Source organism: Streptomyces barringtoniae, assembly GCF_020819595.1.
Classification (GTDB): domain Bacteria; phylum Actinomycetota; class Actinomycetes; order Streptomycetales; family Streptomycetaceae; genus Streptomyces; species Streptomyces barringtoniae.
In genome coordinates, this window is sequence record NZ_JAJHNP010000007.1 from 127002 (window position 1) to 143518 (window position 16517).

Genomic DNA, 16517 nt, shown 5'->3' on the forward strand with positions numbered 1-16517 from the left:
GAGCGGCATGACGACCCAGCGAGGTGGCCGCAAGGGGCTTTGTGCCGACGCCGCCACGATCGCGCTTGACGGACATAGCCGATCAAACGGTGTGGCGCAGCGGCGCCGAGGAGCGGGAGAGCGGTGTCGCCGCCGCCTCGGTGGCCACCGCGTCGGCGGATATCGACGCCACTGCCGACCGGGGGCCCCTCCCGCCTCGCGTCGAGGCGGTCCCTGAGGAGAAGGCCGCGCAGGCGCGTCGGCGCCGGTTTCTTGCCGCGTTGGGCGAGTTCCGGCGGTCACGGGTGCTGGTGCCGGTGGGCACGTTGCCCGGCCCGGATGCCGAGGAAGTAATTCTGGACATGGGCCCGTAGTGAACGATCAGAATCGGGTACTTTTCATTGAACAGATTTCGTACACAGCGTGACCGGAGAATGCCGACTGCTGAGTGTCCAGGAATCGCTCGCAGTCGATCCGTTCAGCGCGCGGTAGTCGGCCGGCCAAGGTCCTGGAGTGGACCCTGGCCGGCCTGTCACCTCACGTCACCACCGGTACCAGCGGCTCCTGCCGCCCCCGGCGCTCGTGCTGCGGACCAGGAAGCCCAACAGCCAGATGACCAGCACTATCAGCGCAATCCACCAGAGAATCTTCACCGCGAATCCGGCACCGAAGAGAAGCAGCGCCAGAAGCAGTACCAGCAGGATGGGGACCATAATGTGAACCTCCTGCAATTCGGGTTTCCCGAAAGTCGTGGATCAAGCTTCTTTACGGCACAGAATCTCGCCGTGCAGGACCGCGAACCAGCCGTCCTCCCGTCGGCCCCATTCCCGCCACGCCTCGGCGACGGCCCGCAGTTGTCCCTCCGTCGCGTGACCGCCCTGCGTGGCCCGTTCCGCGTAGGAGGAGGCCAGCGTGCGGTCCGCCCACAGCCCGCTCCACCAGGCCCGCTCCTCCGGCGTGGTGAAGGTCCAGGTGCTGGAGGTGGCGGTGATGTCGGTCAGTCCGGCGGCCAGCGCCCACGCCTTCAGCCGGCGCCCGGCGTCGGGCTCGCCGCCGTTGGCTCGGGCCACCCGCTCGTACAGGTCCAGCCAGTCCTCCAGTCCCGGCGCCGCCGGGTACCACGTCATCGCCCCGTAGTCCCCGTCGCGTACGGCGATGAACCCGCCCGGCTTCGTCACCCGGTGCATCTCCCGCAGCGCCTGCACCGGGTCGCCGACGTGCTGCAGCACCTGGTGGGCGTGGACGACGCAGAAGGTGTCGTCCGGGTAGTCCAGGGCGTGCACGTCGGCGACCGCGAAGTCCACGTTGGTCAGGCCGCGCCCGGCGGCGGTGGCCCGCGCCTGCTCCAGGATGCCGGGCGCGTGGTCGACGCCGGTGACGTGGCCGTCCGGGACCCGTTCCGCCAGGTCGGCGGTGATGGTGCCGGGCCCGCAGCCGATGTCCAGGATCTTCATGTGGGGCTTCAGGGAGCCGAGCAGATAGGCCGCGGAGTTCTCGGCGGTCCGCCAGGTGTGCGACCGCAGTACCGACTCGTGGTGCCCGTGCGTGTAGACGGCGGTCTCCTGCGCTTTCGGCATGGCTGTTCCCCTTCTTCACCCTCGTCTCCGCTGGTACGCACCACCGTACGCGCGCATGCCGAATGATGAGACCGGCGTTTCATATGTTGGACCTGAGTGGATCCTGGCTGTCCGTCAAGAAGCAGCGGACAGCGGCCGGTAGACCGTCAGGGCCTCCGGCAGCTTCTCCAACGTCACCTCGCCCGACACGGCCGTCACCTCACCGTCGTACGCCATCGGGGTGCCCGGCGTGATGCCGGTCAGCCGGAGCCGGTTCACCTGGACCGCCGCGTGGGCGGGGGAGCGGGTCAGCGGACCCGCGGCTGCGGCCGCCAGCAGCCGCAGCGCGGGCCGGCGGCCACCGTGCACCACCCGCACGTCCAGCAGCCCGTCCGCGAGATCGGTACGGCGGCCGGGCGCGAGCCCCATCCGGTGGTAGACGCCGTTGCCGACGAACAGCAGCCACAACGGCCGCCGTTCACCGCGCAGTTCCACCTCCAGCGGATGCCGGTCCGCGCGCAGCACCCGCAGGGCGCCGAGCAGTCCGGCGGGCCACCCGCCGATCCGGTGCGACCAGCGGTCCCGCACGCGCACCAGCTCCGGATAGACGCCCAGACTCAGCGTGTTCAGGAACAGGCCCTCGCTCTCGCCGGTGACATAGCGCACCGCGTCCACCCGCACCGCCTCCCCGCGCCGGACCGCACGGGCCAGATCGCGCTCGTCCTCCACGCCCAGGTCGAGGGCGAAGTGGTTGAGGGTGCCGCCCGGCAGCACCGCGAGCGGCAGCCCGTGCCCGAGCGCGATCCTCGCGGCCGCGTTCACCGTGCCGTCGCCGCCGCACACGCCGAGCACCCGGGCACGGGCAGCCGCCTTCGCCAGTTCGTCGCCGACCTCCTCCGGCGCACACTCGACGATCTCCGCCTGCGGCAGCGCGGCGTGCAGCGCACGGACCCGGTCGGCCGTTCCCGAGGCCCGGTTGGCGACCACCACCAGACCGTCGCCCTCGGGCAGCGCCGGCGCCTCGGCGTGCGGCCGGGACCGCCGCCGCACCTGGGCGCGGGTCGGCACCAGCCGCCGTACCAGGAAGGCCGCGCCCGCGCCGAGGGCCGCCCCGGCCAGCACGTCGCTCGGGAAGTGCACGCCCGTGTAGACCCGGGAGGCCGCCACCGAGAACGCCACCGGCGCCAGCGCCGCGCCCCACGCCGGGGACTCCAGCGCGACCCCGGTCGCGAACGCGGCGGCCGACGCGGAGTGCCCGGACGGGAACGACGTGGTGATCGGCTGCCGCTTGAGCTGCCGCACCAGCGGCACCGGGTCCAGCCCCGGCCGGGCCCGGCGCACCGAACGCTTGCCGATCGTGTTGATGGTCAGCGAGGCCACGCTGAGGGAGGCCAGGCCCCGGGCGGCCGCCCGGCGGGCCCGTGGGGTGCGGCTCGCGGCCATCGCGGCGGCCGTCGCGAACCACAGCACGCCGTGGTTGGCGCCGCGGCTGAGGCGGGGCAGCACCCGCTCGGCGCCGGGCCAGTGCCAGGCGGCGGCCGCCTCGAACAGCCGGCCGTCCAGCTCCAGCAGCCGGCACAGCGTGTTCCGGCCGGCCGAGCGGGTGGTCAGGTCCAGGTCAGTCAGGTCCAGGTCCGGGCTCATGGGGTCCGGTTACCCTGAAGTGCCCGTTTCTTGTGCCTGTCTGCGCCGGGCACCCGCCGGCGCGTGAGGAGATTCCCCCGGATGCGCCTCCTGCTCGTCCGCCACGGCGAGACCCCGTCCAACCTGCACCATCTGCTGGACACCGACGTGCCGGGACCGGCGCTGACCCCGCTGGGCGAGGCGCAGGCCGCCGCACTGCCCGAGGCGCTCGCCGGCGAGGACATCGAGGCCGTCTACGCCTCCACGCTGCTGCGCACCCGGCTCACCGCCGCCCCGCTGGCCGCCGCCCGGGGCCTGGAGGTGATCGTCCGCGACGGCATCCGCGAGGTGTCCGCCGGCGACCTGGAGATGCTGCCCGGCGAGTCCGCCGGGGGCCGGGAGTACATGCGCACGATCTTCGCCTGGGCGGCCGGGGACACCGCGCCGCGCATCCCCGGCGGGGAGAGCGGCGAGGAGGCCCTGGCCCGGTACGACGCCGTGATCGCCGAGGCCGCCGCGAGCGGCGCCGGCACGGTCGCGATGGTCAGCCACGGCGCCGCGATCCGCCTGTGGACCTCCGCCCGCGCCCACAACGTCGACGTCCCCTTCGCCGCCGCCCGCCCCCTGGGCAACACCGGCGTGGTCGCCCTGGAGGGCTCCCCGACCGACGGGTGGAAGGCCCTCTCCTGGGAGGGCACCACGGTGGCACCCGCGGGGGAGGCGGGGCCGACGGGGGAGCCGGTGGACACGGCCAGGTAGCCGTTCGGACATGCCCGTCCGGCCGGCGCACCGTGCTCGTCCGGCCCGGCGTTCTGGGTCCTCGTCCGGCCGGTGCCCGGTGTCCGCGCCCGATAAGCGTTTGCCGTCGTCCCGGGCCGCCCGGAGAATGCCTCCCCATGGGACATCTGGAAGCCGCGCACCTCGAGTACCACCTCCCCGACGGGAGGACCCTGCTCGGGGACGTGTCCTTCCGCGTCGGGGAAGGCGCCGCCGTCGCCCTGGTCGGCCCGAACGGCGCCGGCAAGACGACCCTGCTCCGGCTGATCTCCGGCGAGCTCAAGCCGCACGCCGGCACCGTCACCGTCAGCGGCGGCCTCGGCGTGATGCGCCAGTTCGTGGGCTCCGTGCGGGACGACACGACCGTACGGGACCTGCTCGTGTCCGTCGCCCCGCCCCGCATCCGCGAGGCGGCCAAGGCGGTCGACGAGGCCGAGCACGGCATCATGACGGTCGACGACGAAGCCGCCCAGCTGGCCTACGCGCAGGCCCTCGCCGACTGGGCCGAGGCTCGCGGCTACGAGGCCGAGACCCTGTGGGACATGTGCACCACCGCGGCCCTCGGCATGCCCTACGAGCGCGCCCAGTGGCGCCAGGTGAGCACCCTCTCCGGCGGCGAGCAGAAACGCCTCGTGCTGGAGGCGCTGCTGCGCGGCACCGACGAGGTGCTGCTGCTGGACGAGCCGGACAACTACCTCGACGTGCCCGGCAAGCGATGGCTGGAGGAGCAGCTCAGGGAGACCCGCAAGACCGTCCTTTTCGTCTCCCACGACCGTGAACTCCTCGCCCGCGCCGCCGAGAAGATCGTCTCCGTGGAGCCCGGCCCGGCCGGCGCCGACGCCTGGGTGCACGGCGGCGGGTTCGCCACCTACCACGAGGCCCGCCGTGAACGCTTCGCCCGCTTCGAGGAGTTGCGCCGCCGCTGGGACGAGAAGCACGCCCAGCTGAAGAAGCTGGTCCTGAACCTCCGTCAGGCCGCCGCCGTCAGCCATGAGCTGGCCTCCCGGTACGCCGCCGCCCAGACCCGCCTGCGCAAGTTCGAGGAGGCAGGCCCGCCGCCGGAGCCGCCGCGCGAGCAGGACATCACCATGCGCCTGAAGGGGGGCCGCACCGGCGTCCGGGCCGTCACCTGCAAGGGGCTCGAACTGTCCGGTCTCATGCGGCCGTTCGACCTGGAGGTCTTCTACGGCGAACGGGTCGCCGTCCTCGGCTCCAACGGCTCCGGCAAGTCGCACTTCCTGCGCCTCCTCGCCGGCGAGGACGTCGCGCACACGGGGGAGTGGAAGCTCGGCGCGCGCGTCGTGCCCGGACACTTCGCGCAGACCCACGCGCACCCCGAGCTCCACGGCCGTACCCTGCTCGACATCCTGTGGAAGGAGCACTCCCAGGACCGCGGCGCCGCCATGTCCCGGCTGCGCCGCTACGAGCTGACCCAGCAGGCCGAGCAGCCCTTCGACCGGCTCTCCGGCGGCCAGCAGGCCCGCTTCCAGATCCTGCTGCTGGAGCTGGCGGGCGCCACCGCGCTGCTCCTGGACGAGCCCACCGACAACCTCGACCTGGAGTCGGCCGAGGCCCTCCAGGAGGGCCTGGAGGCCTTCGAGGGCACGGTGCTCGCGGTCACCCACGACCGCTGGTTCGCCCGCTCCTTCGACCGCTACCTGGTCTTCGGCACCGACGGCCGCGTCCGCGAGACCCCGGAACCGGTGTGGGACGAACGCCGCGTGGAGCGCGTCCGCTAGGGGGAGCCGGACAAAGGGCGGATACGGCCGCGCCCCTTACGGGCGATTGGTCACCTCCAGCGCAGCAGCGCGCCCATGCCGCCCGGAGCGACCTCCTCACCCGTGTCGTCCAGCACCGGGGTCAGCGACACCACCGGAGCGTCCGTCACCACTGCCGCACGCACCAGCGCGTCGTCGGCGCGGGCCGGCCACGCCTGCCGCTCGCCGATGTCCTTCAGCTCCGTGCGGCGGGCCGCCAGCTGGTCGGGGTCCTCGCCGATCCACACCTCGCGCTGCATGTCGGGCGCGTCCGGCCGGATCAGCAGCTCGGCCAGCCGGTGCTCGCGCGCCGCCTCGATCAGCTGCGGCAAGCCCTCGACGGCCGCCGCCCGCCGCTCCTCGCCCGGCGTCCGCGCCTCCCGGAACCGGTCCACGTCCCCCAGGATCCGCTGTCGTACGTGCTCGGCGCGTATCTCCTCCACTTCCTGCGGCAGCAGGTTGCTGTCCTTGCCGCGGGACGTCTCCACCGCGCGGTCCTGCAGTGCCTTCGGCAGCTGCTCGTGCACCGACCTGCGCTCGCGGTCGTCCCCGCACAGGATCAGCAGGTCGGCGCCGGTCTCCTCCTGGCACGCGGCCAGCGCTTCGGCGACCTCACGCGCATTGTGCTCCCAGGTGTCCTCCACCTTGAGCTGGAAGTGCCGCTCGGACCAGTCGGAGGCCTTCGACCGGTGCATCGGCCACTGCCGGCCCGTCACCTGCCCCGCCTCCTCGTGCAGCAGCGCGCTGCGCAGTTCGATGCGGGCGCCGGTCCGGTCGATGTAGGCCACCAGCGAGAGCGGGTCCTCACCGGCGAGGTCCAGCAGCGGTGTCACCCGGGGCAGCGCGCCCCAGTACGCCTCGCCGTCCTGCGGACCCCGCGTCAGCGGCACCTCCAGGACCACCTCGCCGTCCCGGGCGAACACGGCCCGGCCGTAGGGCTCCGGCGCGTGCCGCAGACCCTCCAGGGCGTCGTGCACCGCCCGGCAGGTGGGCTCGTCCGCCCCCTGCCGGGCGAGCTCCCGGGTGACCGCTTCCGCGCTCAGATGACGACGTTGCTACTGGTCCTCCGTGTGGACAGGGGTGTCGATGTATGCAGAGGCCCAGGACCCCGGATGTTCGTACAGTGGATTCAAGAACGCGAGCTCCATGGATTCCCCCGGAAACTCCTCGAGGGGCAGTGCCGGCCGGGCGGGGTACCCGGGCCGGGACCCAAGGACACGGATACGACGAGCGGGGCACCACATGACCGGAGTCGAGCCCAGCCGATTGGACGACCAGCAGCTCATGAAGGAGCTGGAGACGATCCACCGCACGCGCCACGACACCCTCCTGTACGGCTCGAACGACGCGCTGCGGACCCATAACGAGCGCATGGCGCAACTGGAGGGCGAGTATCTGCGCCGCAACCCGCGCCGCCTGGTCAGCGCGGGCCGCACCCGCGAGGGAGCCCGGGACCGGCGGTGCGGCGAGGCGGTGACTCCGGAGGCGTCCGGCACCTGAGCGGCCGGACCGGCCCAGGAGCCGGCACACGAGAAGGGCCGGCCCGTGCGGGGCCGGCCCTCACGGTCGGGCCTTCACGGCCGGGCGGCGGCTCAGCCGGGCTCGCCGGCGAACACGTGCAGGAACGCGTCGCAGAACGCCTTCAGATCGTCCGGCTTACGGCTGGTCACCAGCTGGTTGGAGCCGTGGTCGCAGATCTTCACCTGCTCGTCCACCCAGGTGCCGCCCGCGTTGCGGATGTCCGTGCGCAGACTCGGCCAGGACGTCAGCACCCGGCCCCGTACGACGTCCGCCTCCACCAGCGTCCACGGTGCGTGACAGATCGCGGCGACCGGACGGCCCTGGTCGAAGAAGTCCTTCACGAACGCCACGGCCTTGTCGTCCATCCGCAGGAAGTCCGGGTTGGCCACCCCGCCGGGCAGCACGAGACCGCCGAACGACCCCGCCGACGACTCGCCCACCACCTCGTCCACGTCGAACGTGTCCGCCTTGTCGAGATGGTCGAACGCCTGGATCTTCCCCGGCTTCGTGGACACCAGCACCGGCTCGTGCCCGGCGTCCGAGGCCGCCTTCCACGGCTCGGTCAGCTCGACCTGCTCCACACCCTGGGGCGCCGCGAGAAACGCGATGCGCATGACTGCTCACTCTCCTTCCCTGCATCCTCCTGCGCTGCCCTCCCGGTGCGCCGCCGGGCCGCCCGCCGGCAGCGCAGCAGTTCCTCGCCGTACGGCAGCACCACGCACAGCCCGATCGCGACGCCGATCCCGGTCAGATAGCCGGGCGACAGCGGGCGCCGGCGCCTTCGCAGCGTCCAGGCGTTCTTGTCCCCTGCCCCACCCCGCACCAACGACCGCACCTGGTCGGCGTGCAGGCACATCAGCGAGGCGAGCGCGCCGAACGGCAGCGCCTCCAGAAAGCTGTGGATGTGCTGCTCGACCGGCCTGACCTCCCGGTCGCTGTCGACGGCCGTCCGCACATCCCACAGCGCCGTCGCCTCGTGCACCGCCGTCGCCCCGAGCTGCACGCTCAGCAGCAGCGGATTGATCCGGTAGCGCAGGGTCAGGGCGATCGGCAGCCCGACCTCGGCCATCATCAGTGAGTGGATCAACGACTCCTTCGTCCCCGAGGTGTCCTCGATCTGGGTGCGCCGGTGCATCAGCCAGTCGGCGAGCCCGGGCAGGAACCACCCGGGCAGCAGCCCGTACAGCAGGAACCGTGTGGTCGCCACGTCGACGTCGACGCCGGCACCCTTCGCGATATCGGTCGCCTGTCCTTTGCTCATGCGCCCCCCGTCACCGCCTCGGCGAGTTGCTGGACGTTCTCGTAGCGCGCCGAGTGGGGCAGGGCGGCCACCGCATCGCCCAGTGCGGCCGGCGCGTTGTGCCGGCGCAGGATCCGGGCCAGGTCACGAGCGGTCGCCGGGAACGAGCCCCGGCTCAGGGTGCGGGCCAGCTCCGACCGCACCCGCTCCAGCGACGCCGGCGAGCCCAGGCCGCCCACAGGTCCGCTCCACACCTCAGGGTCGTCGTCCGCGGCCGGTTCCGGATCGTGCCACTCCTCCACGCGCGTCGGGTGGCCGGACCTCAGCAGCCCCTTCAGCTCGTGTTTCATCTCGTCGTCCCGGTGGACGTTCAGCCGGTCACTGCCTCGCTGCATGGCAACCTCCAGAGGGCTAGCCCTTGTCCCTGCCGGGCAGGAATTCCTGCATCTTCGCCTTGAACCCCTGCTTGACCACCGACCCGCGGTCGGCGTCCCCCTTCAGGATCGACGCCGCCGTCGACTCCATCTGCTCCCAGGTCGCGTGCGGCGGGATCGGCGGTACGGCGGGATCGGTGAGGAACTCGATCACGCACGGCCCGTCGGCCTCCACAGCCGCACGCCAGCCCGCCTCCACGTCCTCCGGCTTCTCCACCCGGACGCCGGTCAGACCCAGCGAGCGGGCGAACGCCGCGTACTGCACGTCCGGGATCGCCTGCGACGGCAGGAATGACGGTGCACCTTCCATGGCGCGCATCTCCCAGGTCACCTGGTTCAGGTCCTGGTTGTTCCACACGCCCACCACCAGCCGCGGATCCGACCAGCGGTCCCGGTACTTCGCCGCCGTGATCATCTCCGCCAGGCCGTTCATCTGCATCGCGCCATCGCCGACCAGCGCGAACACCGGCCGGTCCGGATGCGCGAACTTCGCGCCGATCGCGTACGGCACGCCCGGCCCCATCGTCGCCAGCGTCCCGGACAGCGAACCGCGCATGCCCGGTCGCATCGTGATGTGCCGCGCGTACCAGTTCGCGACCGAACCGGAGTCGGAGGTGAGGATCGCGTTCTCCGGCAGCAGCGGATCCAGCGCCCGGGCCACGTACTCGGGATTGATCGGATCGGCCGACAGGCCGGCCCGCCGCTCCATCGTCTCGTGCCAGCGCCGTACGTTCGCGCACACCGTGTCGTACCACTCGCGCCCGCCCCGGTCGCTGTTCAGCAGCGGGATCAGCCGGCGCAGCGTCGCCTGCGCGTCACCGACGAGGTTCACCTCGTACGGATAGCGCATTCCGATCATGTGCGGGTCGATCTCGATCTGCACACCGCGCGCCTTGCCGAAGTCCGGCAGGAACTGCGTGTAGGGGAACGACGACCCGATCGTCAGCAGGGTGTCGCAGTCCCGCATCAGCTCGTACGACGGCCGGCTGCCCAGCAGCCCGATCGGCCCGGTGACGTACGGCAGTTCATCGCTGAGGACGTCCTTGCCGAGCAGGGCCTTCGCCACGCCGGCGCCGAGCAGTTCGGCGACCTCCTGCACCTCCGCGACCGCGCCGGCCGCGCCCTGGCCCACCAGGATCGCCACCTTGCCGCCCGCGTTCAGCACGTCCGCCGCCCGGCGCAGCGCCTCGTCCGTCGGGGTCATGGTGTAGTCGCTCATGCCCATGCTGGAGGGCACCATCTTGAACTCGTGCGTCGGCGGGGAGTAGTCCAGCTCCTGCACGTCACCGGGGATGATCAGCGCGGTCGGGCAGCGGCGGGCGTACGCGGTGCGGATCGCCCGGTCCAGCACGTTCGGCAGCTGCTCGGGCACCGTCACCGTCTCCACGAAGTCCGAGGCGACGTCCTTGTACAGCGTGTGCAGATCGACTTCCTGCTGGTAGGAGCCGCCCATCGCGCTCCGGTCGGTCTGCCCGACGATCGCCAGCACCGGCACGTGGTCGAGCTTGGCGTCGTACAGACCGTTGAGCAGGTGGATGGCGCCCGGCCCCGACGTCGCCGCGCACACTCCGATACGGCCGCTGAACTTCGCGTATCCGACCGCCTCGAACGCGGACATCTCCTCGTGGCGGGACTGGATGAACCGTGGCCGGTCCTCGGCCCGGCCCCATGCGGCGAGCAGCCCGTTGATGCCGTCGCCCGGATAGCCGAAGACCTGTTCCACGCCCCAGGCGCGCAGGCGCTCGAGGATCTGGTCGGCGACCTTGGTGCTCATGAAGGACCTCCCCGGTGCGGTGAGTGCGAAGCGGACGATCCGGTCAGCGCATACCGAGTCACCTGCACAGGGGACGGAAAACCTCTCCGGGCACGGACACGGGACGCTCGGGGTGGCCGGTGCGGGCGGCGGAGCCGGAAAACCGCGGTGGCCGCTGTTTGTCACCCGGCCGGGCGTGCCCGTCCCGCGAATGGGGTCCGGCCGCGCGCGCCGCGCGGCCGTGCGGGCTGTCATGGCAGCGAGGGCACGCCCCGTGCCCCGTACCCGAGACGCCGTGGGGGCAGCGCCCCTGCACCGCCCACCGGTGCCCGACGTGGTGCGTACCGGATATGCGTACCGGCGTCCGGCGTACCACCACCACCGCCGACCGATCCGCCGTGTCCGCCGAGGAGCCCGTCCCATGCGCCGCACCGCCCGTGCCCTGTCCGTCGCCTTCGTCGCCGGGGCCGTGCTAGCCCTGGCCGGGCCCGCCGCCTCCGCCGCCGACGCGGTCCCCGGCACCCCGTCCCCGACCCTCACCACCGCTCCGATCGGCGCTCCGTTCCCGGCGGTCACCACCGCTCCGACCGGCGCTCCGTTCCCGGCGGTCACCACCGCTCCGACCGACACTCCGTTCCCGACCGTCACCACCGCTCCGACCGGCGCCCCGTTCCCGGCCCTCACCACCGCTCCGACCGGCGCCCCGTTCCCGGCCCTCACCACCGCTCCGATGGGCGTCCCCGACCCGTGCGGGGCCGCCCCACAGCAGTGCGGCGACTCCCCCGTCGGCCGCCCGAGCCCGAGCGGCGGGGGTTCGGGGTGTAAGTCGGGGGAGGCGTGCCCGGGTGGTGGGGGTTCGGGGTGCAAGCCGGGGGAGGCGTGCTCGGGTGGTGCGGGTTCGGGGTGCAAGCCGGGGGAGGTCTGCTCGGACGACGACGGCCACCGGTGCACGCAGGGCCGCTTCGAGCCCTGCCTCGCCGGTCATGCCTGCGGCGGCTCCGACGGGCGGCAGGGCCCCGGAGCCGACGACTGCGGCCCGCCCACCGTGCAGCACGGAGTCGAGGCGGGAGCGGGAGGCAGCTTCACCGACTCGGTCCCGGCACTCGCCGCCGGCGCCGCCCTCATGGCCGCGGCCTGCGGCGGAGCCGGCTACCGGCTGTACGGTCGCTGGCGCCCCGCGGGAGTCCGGTCCACGGACGAGTGACCGGGGCGACGCCCGTCACCCCCATGGAGTGCCGTCCGGCGGGTACACACCCTCCCGAGGACACCGGCAGACGGACCCCACACACCGCAAGCGACAAGGCAGGCCACGAAAGCACCCACCCCACGCTCCCACCACCCACGCCCCACAAAGCAGCCCACGACGACACAGTCCGCCGGTCCCGGCCGCCCGGCCCGGACCGGCGGCACACGGCACCAGGACCGCGCGGAGGCGGACATGCGGCGGACGGACCCCGAGGGCCACGGCCCGGTCCGCTACGGCCCGCCCCTGCCCGGCGACGGCCTCCCCGTGCTCCCCGAACTCATGGCCGTGCTCGCCGCGGCGGCGAGCCGTGCCGAGCCCCAGCCCGTCGGCGGCGCACCCGCCCTCCTCGAAGCGGCCTGCGGCTACTGGACCCGGCGCGGACTGCCCACCGTCCCCGACCAGGTGGCCGCCGGCCCCGGCGCACCGGCCCTGCTGCTCGCCCTCACCGCCGCGCTCGCCGGAGACGGCGCCGACGTCCTCGTACCGCGCCCCTGCGCCGCCTGGTGGGCGCCGTACGCGCGGGTGCTCGGCCGGCCCGCCTACCACGTGCCCACCCCCGCCGAGAGCGGCGGCGTCCCCGATCCCTACGCGCTGCTGGAGACCGTCCGCCGGGTCCGCGCCGAGGGCGGTGACCCGCGGCTGCTCGTCCTGTCCGTCGCCGACGACCCGACCGCCACCGTCGCCCCGCCGGAACTGCTGCACGAGACCGTCGAGGCCGCCACGGCCGAAGGACTGCACCTGGTCAGCGACGAGACCTGGCGCGACACCCTGCACCACGCCCACGACACCGTGCTGCTCAGCCCCGCCGAGATGCTGCCCGACCGGGTCACCGTCGTCACCGACCTCGCCGGATCCCTGTTGCCGGCCGGCTGGCCCGCCGCAGTCGCCCGCTTCCCGGCCACGGGACCCGGCCGGCAGCTGCACGCGCGCGTGCTCGACATCCTCACCGGGCTCGGCGCCCACATCGCCGCACCCGTCGCGGCCGCGGCCGGCTACGCCCTCGACGAACCACCGCCCGTCACCGAGCGCCGCGAGGCCGCCGTACGGCTGCACGCGCGCGTGGCCGCCGCCGTGCACGCCGCCCTCGTCGCCGCCGGCGCGCTCGTCCGCCCCCCGCAGGCAGGCCGCCACCTGTACGCCGACCTCGGCCCGTTGCGCGAACCCCTCGCCGAGCAAGGCGTGAGCGACGCACAGGAGTTGGAGGACCTTCTCACCGCCCGGCTCAGCATGCCCGCACCCGGCGGCCACCGCTTCGGCGACGAGCTCGGGGCGTTGCGCGTACGACTCGCCACGGGTCCCCTGCTGGGCGGCGACGACGAGGAACGCGCGGAATGCCTCACCTCACCCGTGCCGTTGGAACTGCCACATGTGCAACGCGCGTTGATCTCCTTGACGTCGGTCCTCGACGATCTCCGCGACGACGCTCAGCGATGGGAGCCTCCTCGATGACGCAGCAGACGCACGATCCCGAGACGCATGAGCCCGAGACGCATGAGCCCGAGACGCACGAGCCCGGATCGGCCACGACGACCACCACGACCACAACGGCAACGACGACCACCACTACGACGACGGCAACGGCGACCGCACTGAACGCACCGACTCGCGCCACCGGTACGCCGACCCCCCTGGCATCTCCGTTCCCGCCGCTGGCCGAGCCCCGCCCCCTCGGCGAACACCGCGTGTGGCCACGCACCTTCCACGACCGGCTCACCGCCCCCCTGCCGGGCCTCAAGGCCCTCGCCCGCTTCGCCCGTGAAGGCGCCGTACGCCCCGGCGCCGAAGGCCTCGACGAGGTCCCCCGGCTGCCCTGCGCCCCCGCCCCGCTGCCCCGCGTCGACACCCGCACCCTCGCCGTCACCTGGGCCGGACACGCCAGCTGGGTCGTGCGGATCGGCGGCCTGACGGTGCTCACCGACCCCGTCTGGTCCCGCCGCATCCTCGGCACCCCGGCCCGTATCACCCCCGTCGGCGTCCCCTGGGACAGCCTGCCCCGCGTCGACGCCGTCGTCATCAGCCACAACCACTACGACCACCTCGACGCCCCCACCCTGCGCCAACTCCCGCTGGACACCCCGGTGTTCGTGCCGGCCGGCCTCGGCCGCTGGTTCCGGCGCCGCCGCTTCAGCTGCGTCACCGAGCTGGACTGGTGGGAGGGCGCCGAACTGTCCGGTGTCCGCTTCGACTTCGTCCCCGCCCACCACTGGTCCAAGCGCACCCTCACCGACACCTGCCGCAGCCTCTGGGGCGGCTGGGTCCTCACCGACACCGACGGACAGCGGCTCCACTTCGCCGGAGACACCGGCTACGGCCACTGGTTCTCCCGCATCGGCCGCCGCTACCCCGGCATCGACCTCACCCTCATGCCCATCGGCGCCTACGACCCCCGCTGGTGGCTCAGCGACGTCCACTGCGACCCCGAGGAGGCCGTACAGGCGACCTTGGACCTGGGTGCGCGCCGGATGGCTCCCATGCACTGGGGCACCTTCGTCCTCTCGGCCGAGCCGGTCCTGGAGCCGCTCAGGCGGGTGCGGGCGGCCTGGGAGAAAGCGGGGCTGGAGCGGGAAGACCTGTGGGATCTGCCGGTCGGGGCTTCGAAGGTGCTGGACTGAAGCGCCCGCAAACGCACCCGCAGCCCGGACACGACCGCAATGGAACGGCGCTACCGGAACCGCCGCACCACACCCGGCATCGCGCTGATCAAGACGGTCAGCGCGACCGCCACCACGACCCCCTCCCACGGCTCCTCGAACAACGACCCACCCAGAACCCCGATGACCTCATACGTGGCCGTCCAGGCCAGACAGGCGGGCAGATTCCCCCGCGCAAATCGCCTGGACGGCCAGTCAGCCATCAGGCACGCCAACATCACCGGTATGCGCCCCGCAGGAACGAGCCGGGACAACACCAGCACGGCAACCCCATGCTCGGCCAACTTCTCCCTGGCCGACGCCAGCCGCGCGTCCGGCGCCCGCGACCGTATCGCCTCCAGCCACCGCGACCCGTTGCGCGACCGCATCCCGCGCCGCCCCAGCCAGTACAGCGTCGCATCACCCAGGAACGCCGCCAGTGACGCCGTCACGAACACCAGCGCCAGCGAGAACGGCGCCGTACGATGGAACGCCACCACCGCGGCCGAACTCACCAGCGCCCCGGTCGGCACCACCGGCACCAGCGCCCCGATCAGCACCAGCAGGAACAGCGACGGATACCCGATCGCCTGCTGCGTCGACTCCGGCGGCACGGTCGACGTGGTGGACGCGGCGGCCAGCACCGCCACCGAGGCCGCCCACCTCACCGCGCGACCTCCAGCCGCACACTCTCGCCGTGCCCCAGCTTGTGCACCGCCACCCCCGGCGCCGCAACGGCCGCCAGCCGCACGAACTCGTCGCCCGGCGCATGGAACTCGTGGGGGCGCACCGCGTCCATCCCGATCGGCCAGTACGTGCCGTAGTGCACCGGCACCGCCATCCGCGGCGCCAGCCGCGCCAGCGCCCGCGCCGCCCGTCCGGCGTCCAGATGCCCCCCACCGAGGTACGGCCCCCAGCCGCCCACCGGCAGCAGCGCCACGTCCACCGGCCCGACCTGCTCGGCCATCGCGTCGAACAGCCCGGTGTCCCCGGCGAAGTACGTCCGGGCCTCTCCCTCCACGACATAGCCGAGCGCGGGCGAGCGGTGCGGGCCCACCGGCAGCCGCCGGCCGTCGTGCAGCGCCGGCACCACCCGTACCAGCAGCTCACCGATCGGCACCACGTCCCCGGGCACCACCTCCACGACCCGCAGCCGACGCAGCCGGCGCAGACCGGGCACCGCGCGTGGTGCGCCCCGGGGCACGAGCAGGCGCGTGCCCGGGGCGAGCTCCGCCAGCGAGGGCAGATGCAGATGGTCGGCATGCAGATGCGAGACCAGCGCCACGTCCGCCCGCCGGGCCTCGGCCGGCGGCACGGCACCCCGGCGCCGCCGCAGATGCGCGAGCCGGCGGGCGAACAGCGGATCGGTCAGCACGCGTATGTTCGCGTCCTGGACGGTGCAGGTGGCGTGACCCCACCAGGTGATCTCCACCGGCACCCTCTTCGCCTCCTTCACGCGACTCCCCGAAGCCTACGGGCAGGAGTAGGGTCTGCGGCGAAACCCGGAGGTGAGGGGGACGCCATGGGACAGCTGCGGGGTACCTCCGACACGCCCGCGCCCGCGCCGGTGCGGGTCATCGCGATCGCCAGCCTGACCCCGCTGGAGGAACTGGAAGCGGACCCCTTCCTCGTCGACGCCCGAAGCCAGCACGCCATGTGCGCCCGCTGGGCCGCCGAACGCGGGTACGTCATCGGCCGGGAACTCCTCGTCGGCGGACTGCGCTTCGACCACGGCGCGCTGTGGGACGGCGTCCGGCCCGGGGTGGACGTGTTCGTCGCGCCCAGCCTGCGCGTGCTCCGGCGCGCCCTGTCCTCGGTCGAGGCGTTCACCGCCGAGTGCGCGCGCCGGGGCGTGCGTGTGGAGACCGTCGGGCGGGCCGAGCCGTCGTACGACGCACAGATGAAAGCCCGCGTGCACCGCCGGCTGTCCATGCCGACGGCCGGCTACGACGGCCGCTAGGGTCCGCTGGATTCCGCCAGGTTCAGCTCCCTGCCGGCCCT

At 73.2% G+C, this 16517-nt stretch carries 17 protein-coding genes and 1 pseudogene; 8 read left to right on the top strand and 10 right to left on the bottom strand.

Features of this window, described 5'->3' with window-relative positions:
• The first annotated feature begins 65 nt into the window (after window positions 1-65).
• Window positions 66-353, top strand: a complete 288-nt coding sequence (locus LMU33_RS14350) for a hypothetical protein (RefSeq protein ID WP_228620707.1) — start codon at window positions 66-68, stop codon at window positions 351-353.
• Between the two features lie 168 nt (window positions 354-521).
• Here LMU33_RS14350 and LMU33_RS14355 read toward each other — a convergent pair whose 3' ends face one another.
• From LMU33_RS14355 to LMU33_RS14365, 3 genes are all read right to left on the bottom strand, one after another.
• Complete coding sequence (locus tag LMU33_RS14355) at window positions 522-692, bottom strand: hydrophobic protein (protein WP_228620709.1); 171 nt, start codon at window positions 690-692, stop codon at window positions 522-524.
• 42 nt (window positions 693-734) lie between these two features.
• Window positions 735-1556, bottom strand: coding sequence for a class I SAM-dependent methyltransferase (locus LMU33_RS14360; RefSeq protein WP_228620711.1), 822 nt, complete (start codon window positions 1554-1556; stop codon window positions 735-737).
• A 114-nt stretch (window positions 1557-1670) separates the two neighbouring features.
• Window positions 1671-3179 carry a bifunctional phosphatase PAP2/diacylglycerol kinase family protein gene (locus tag LMU33_RS14365; protein WP_228620713.1) on the bottom strand — a complete coding sequence of 503 codons (1509 nt, stop codon included), beginning with the start codon at window positions 3177-3179 and terminating at the stop codon, window positions 1671-1673.
• An 81-nt stretch (window positions 3180-3260) separates the two neighbouring features.
• Between LMU33_RS14365 and LMU33_RS14370 the strand changes: the two genes are divergently transcribed.
• A complete protein-coding gene (locus tag LMU33_RS14370; protein ID WP_228620715.1) occupies window positions 3261-3917 on the top strand; it encodes a histidine phosphatase family protein in 657 nt (218 codons plus the stop codon).
• 137 nt (window positions 3918-4054) lie between these two features.
• Entirely contained in the window at window positions 4055-5674 is a 1620-nt protein-coding gene (locus LMU33_RS14375; protein ID WP_228620717.1) for an ABC-F family ATP-binding cassette domain-containing protein, read from the top strand.
• A 50-nt stretch (window positions 5675-5724) separates the two neighbouring features.
• On the opposite strand, the pseudogene LMU33_RS14380 reads toward LMU33_RS14375, so the two are convergent.
• A pseudogene (locus LMU33_RS14380) lies at window positions 5725-6840 on the bottom strand (baeRF2 domain-containing protein).
• A 94-nt stretch (window positions 6841-6934) separates the two neighbouring features.
• Here LMU33_RS14380 and LMU33_RS14385 point away from each other — a divergent pair.
• Window positions 6935-7192 carry a DUF6158 family protein gene (locus LMU33_RS14385; RefSeq protein WP_228620719.1) on the top strand — a complete coding sequence of 86 codons (258 nt, stop codon included), beginning with the start codon at window positions 6935-6937 and terminating at the stop codon, window positions 7190-7192.
• Between the two features lie 92 nt (window positions 7193-7284).
• Here LMU33_RS14385 and LMU33_RS14390 read toward each other — a convergent pair whose 3' ends face one another.
• From LMU33_RS14390 to LMU33_RS14405, 4 genes are read right to left on the bottom strand one after another with little or no spacing between them, the layout of a single operon-like run.
• Window positions 7285-7827 carry a type 1 glutamine amidotransferase domain-containing protein gene (locus LMU33_RS14390; RefSeq protein ID WP_228620721.1) on the bottom strand — a complete coding sequence of 181 codons (543 nt, stop codon included), beginning with the start codon at window positions 7825-7827 and terminating at the stop codon, window positions 7285-7287.
• Window positions 7776-8474, bottom strand: a complete 699-nt coding sequence (locus LMU33_RS14395; protein WP_228620723.1) for a diguanylate cyclase — start codon at window positions 8472-8474, stop codon at window positions 7776-7778. Before LMU33_RS14395 ends, LMU33_RS14390 begins: the two co-directional genes overlap by 52 nt.
• Window positions 8471-8848 (bottom strand): DUF2795 domain-containing protein, encoded by a 378-nt coding sequence (locus LMU33_RS14400; RefSeq protein ID WP_228620725.1) that lies wholly within the window; start codon window positions 8846-8848, stop codon window positions 8471-8473. The genes LMU33_RS14395 and LMU33_RS14400 overlap by 4 nt, the downstream gene beginning before the upstream one ends.
• Window positions 8849-8864: 16 nt before the next feature.
• The gene (locus tag LMU33_RS14405) at window positions 8865-10661 is read right to left on the bottom strand and encodes a thiamine pyrophosphate-requiring protein (protein ID WP_228620727.1); all 1797 of its coding nucleotides are present in this window, start codon (window positions 10659-10661) and stop codon (window positions 8865-8867) included.
• A gap of 400 nt (window positions 10662-11061) precedes the next feature.
• On the opposite strand from LMU33_RS14405, the gene LMU33_RS14410 reads away from it, so the two are divergent.
• From LMU33_RS14410 to LMU33_RS14420, 3 genes are all read left to right on the top strand, one after another.
• Window positions 11062-11844 (top strand): hypothetical protein, encoded by a 783-nt coding sequence (locus LMU33_RS14410; RefSeq protein WP_228620729.1) that lies wholly within the window; start codon window positions 11062-11064, stop codon window positions 11842-11844.
• A 234-nt stretch (window positions 11845-12078) separates the two neighbouring features.
• Window positions 12079-13335: an aminotransferase class I/II-fold pyridoxal phosphate-dependent enzyme gene (locus tag LMU33_RS14415; protein ID WP_228620731.1), complete on the top strand. Its 1257-nt coding sequence runs from the start codon at window positions 12079-12081 to the stop codon at window positions 13333-13335.
• Window positions 13218-14498 carry an MBL fold metallo-hydrolase gene (locus LMU33_RS14420; protein WP_228620733.1) on the top strand — a complete coding sequence of 427 codons (1281 nt, stop codon included), beginning with the start codon at window positions 13218-13220 and terminating at the stop codon, window positions 14496-14498. Before LMU33_RS14415 ends, LMU33_RS14420 begins: the two co-directional genes overlap by 118 nt.
• A gap of 50 nt (window positions 14499-14548) precedes the next feature.
• Here LMU33_RS14420 and LMU33_RS14425 read toward each other — a convergent pair whose 3' ends face one another.
• Window positions 14549-15166: a DedA family protein gene (locus LMU33_RS14425; protein WP_228620735.1), complete on the bottom strand. Its 618-nt coding sequence runs from the start codon at window positions 15164-15166 to the stop codon at window positions 14549-14551.
• Window positions 15167-15180: 14 nt separating this feature from the next.
• Complete coding sequence (locus LMU33_RS14430) at window positions 15181-15954, bottom strand: MBL fold metallo-hydrolase (RefSeq protein ID WP_228620973.1); 774 nt, start codon at window positions 15952-15954, stop codon at window positions 15181-15183.
• Between the two features lie 84 nt (window positions 15955-16038).
• Here LMU33_RS14430 and LMU33_RS14435 point away from each other — a divergent pair, with 84 nt between their 5' ends.
• Window positions 16039-16476: a hypothetical protein gene (locus LMU33_RS14435; protein WP_228620737.1), complete on the top strand. Its 438-nt coding sequence runs from the start codon at window positions 16039-16041 to the stop codon at window positions 16474-16476.
• Window positions 16477-16517 lie beyond the last annotated feature (41 nt).

Bases quoted from the DNA above. Each gene is read 5' to 3' on its own strand.
- LMU33_RS14355 (WP_228620709.1), bottom strand. From the start codon at position 692: ATGGTCCCCATCCTGCTGGTACTGCTTCTGGCGCTGCTTCTCTTCGGT.
- LMU33_RS14360 (WP_228620711.1), bottom strand. From the start codon at position 1,556: ATGCCGAAAGCGCAGGAGACCGCCGTCTACACGCACGGGCACCACGAG.
- LMU33_RS14365 (WP_228620713.1), bottom strand. From the start codon at position 3,179: ATGAGCCCGGACCTGGACCTGACTGACCTGGACCTGACCACCCGCTCG.
- LMU33_RS14370 (WP_228620715.1), top strand. From the start codon at position 3,261: ATGCGCCTCCTGCTCGTCCGCCACGGCGAGACCCCGTCCAACCTGCAC.
- LMU33_RS14375 (WP_228620717.1), top strand. From the start codon at position 4,055: ATGGGACATCTGGAAGCCGCGCACCTCGAGTACCACCTCCCCGACGGG.
- LMU33_RS14385 (WP_228620719.1), top strand. From the start codon at position 6,935: ATGACCGGAGTCGAGCCCAGCCGATTGGACGACCAGCAGCTCATGAAG.
- LMU33_RS14390 (WP_228620721.1), bottom strand. From the start codon at position 7,827: ATGCGCATCGCGTTTCTCGCGGCGCCCCAGGGTGTGGAGCAGGTCGAG.
- LMU33_RS14395 (WP_228620723.1), bottom strand. From the start codon at position 8,474: ATGAGCAAAGGACAGGCGACCGATATCGCGAAGGGTGCCGGCGTCGAC.
- LMU33_RS14400 (WP_228620725.1), bottom strand. From the start codon at position 8,848: ATGCAGCGAGGCAGTGACCGGCTGAACGTCCACCGGGACGACGAGATG.
- LMU33_RS14405 (WP_228620727.1), bottom strand. From the start codon at position 10,661: ATGAGCACCAAGGTCGCCGACCAGATCCTCGAGCGCCTGCGCGCCTGG.
- LMU33_RS14410 (WP_228620729.1), top strand. From the start codon at position 11,062: ATGCGCCGCACCGCCCGTGCCCTGTCCGTCGCCTTCGTCGCCGGGGCC.
- LMU33_RS14415 (WP_228620731.1), top strand. From the start codon at position 12,079: ATGCGGCGGACGGACCCCGAGGGCCACGGCCCGGTCCGCTACGGCCCG.
- LMU33_RS14420 (WP_228620733.1), top strand. From the start codon at position 13,218: ATGCCTCACCTCACCCGTGCCGTTGGAACTGCCACATGTGCAACGCGC.
- LMU33_RS14435 (WP_228620737.1), top strand. From the start codon at position 16,039: ATGGGACAGCTGCGGGGTACCTCCGACACGCCCGCGCCCGCGCCGGTG.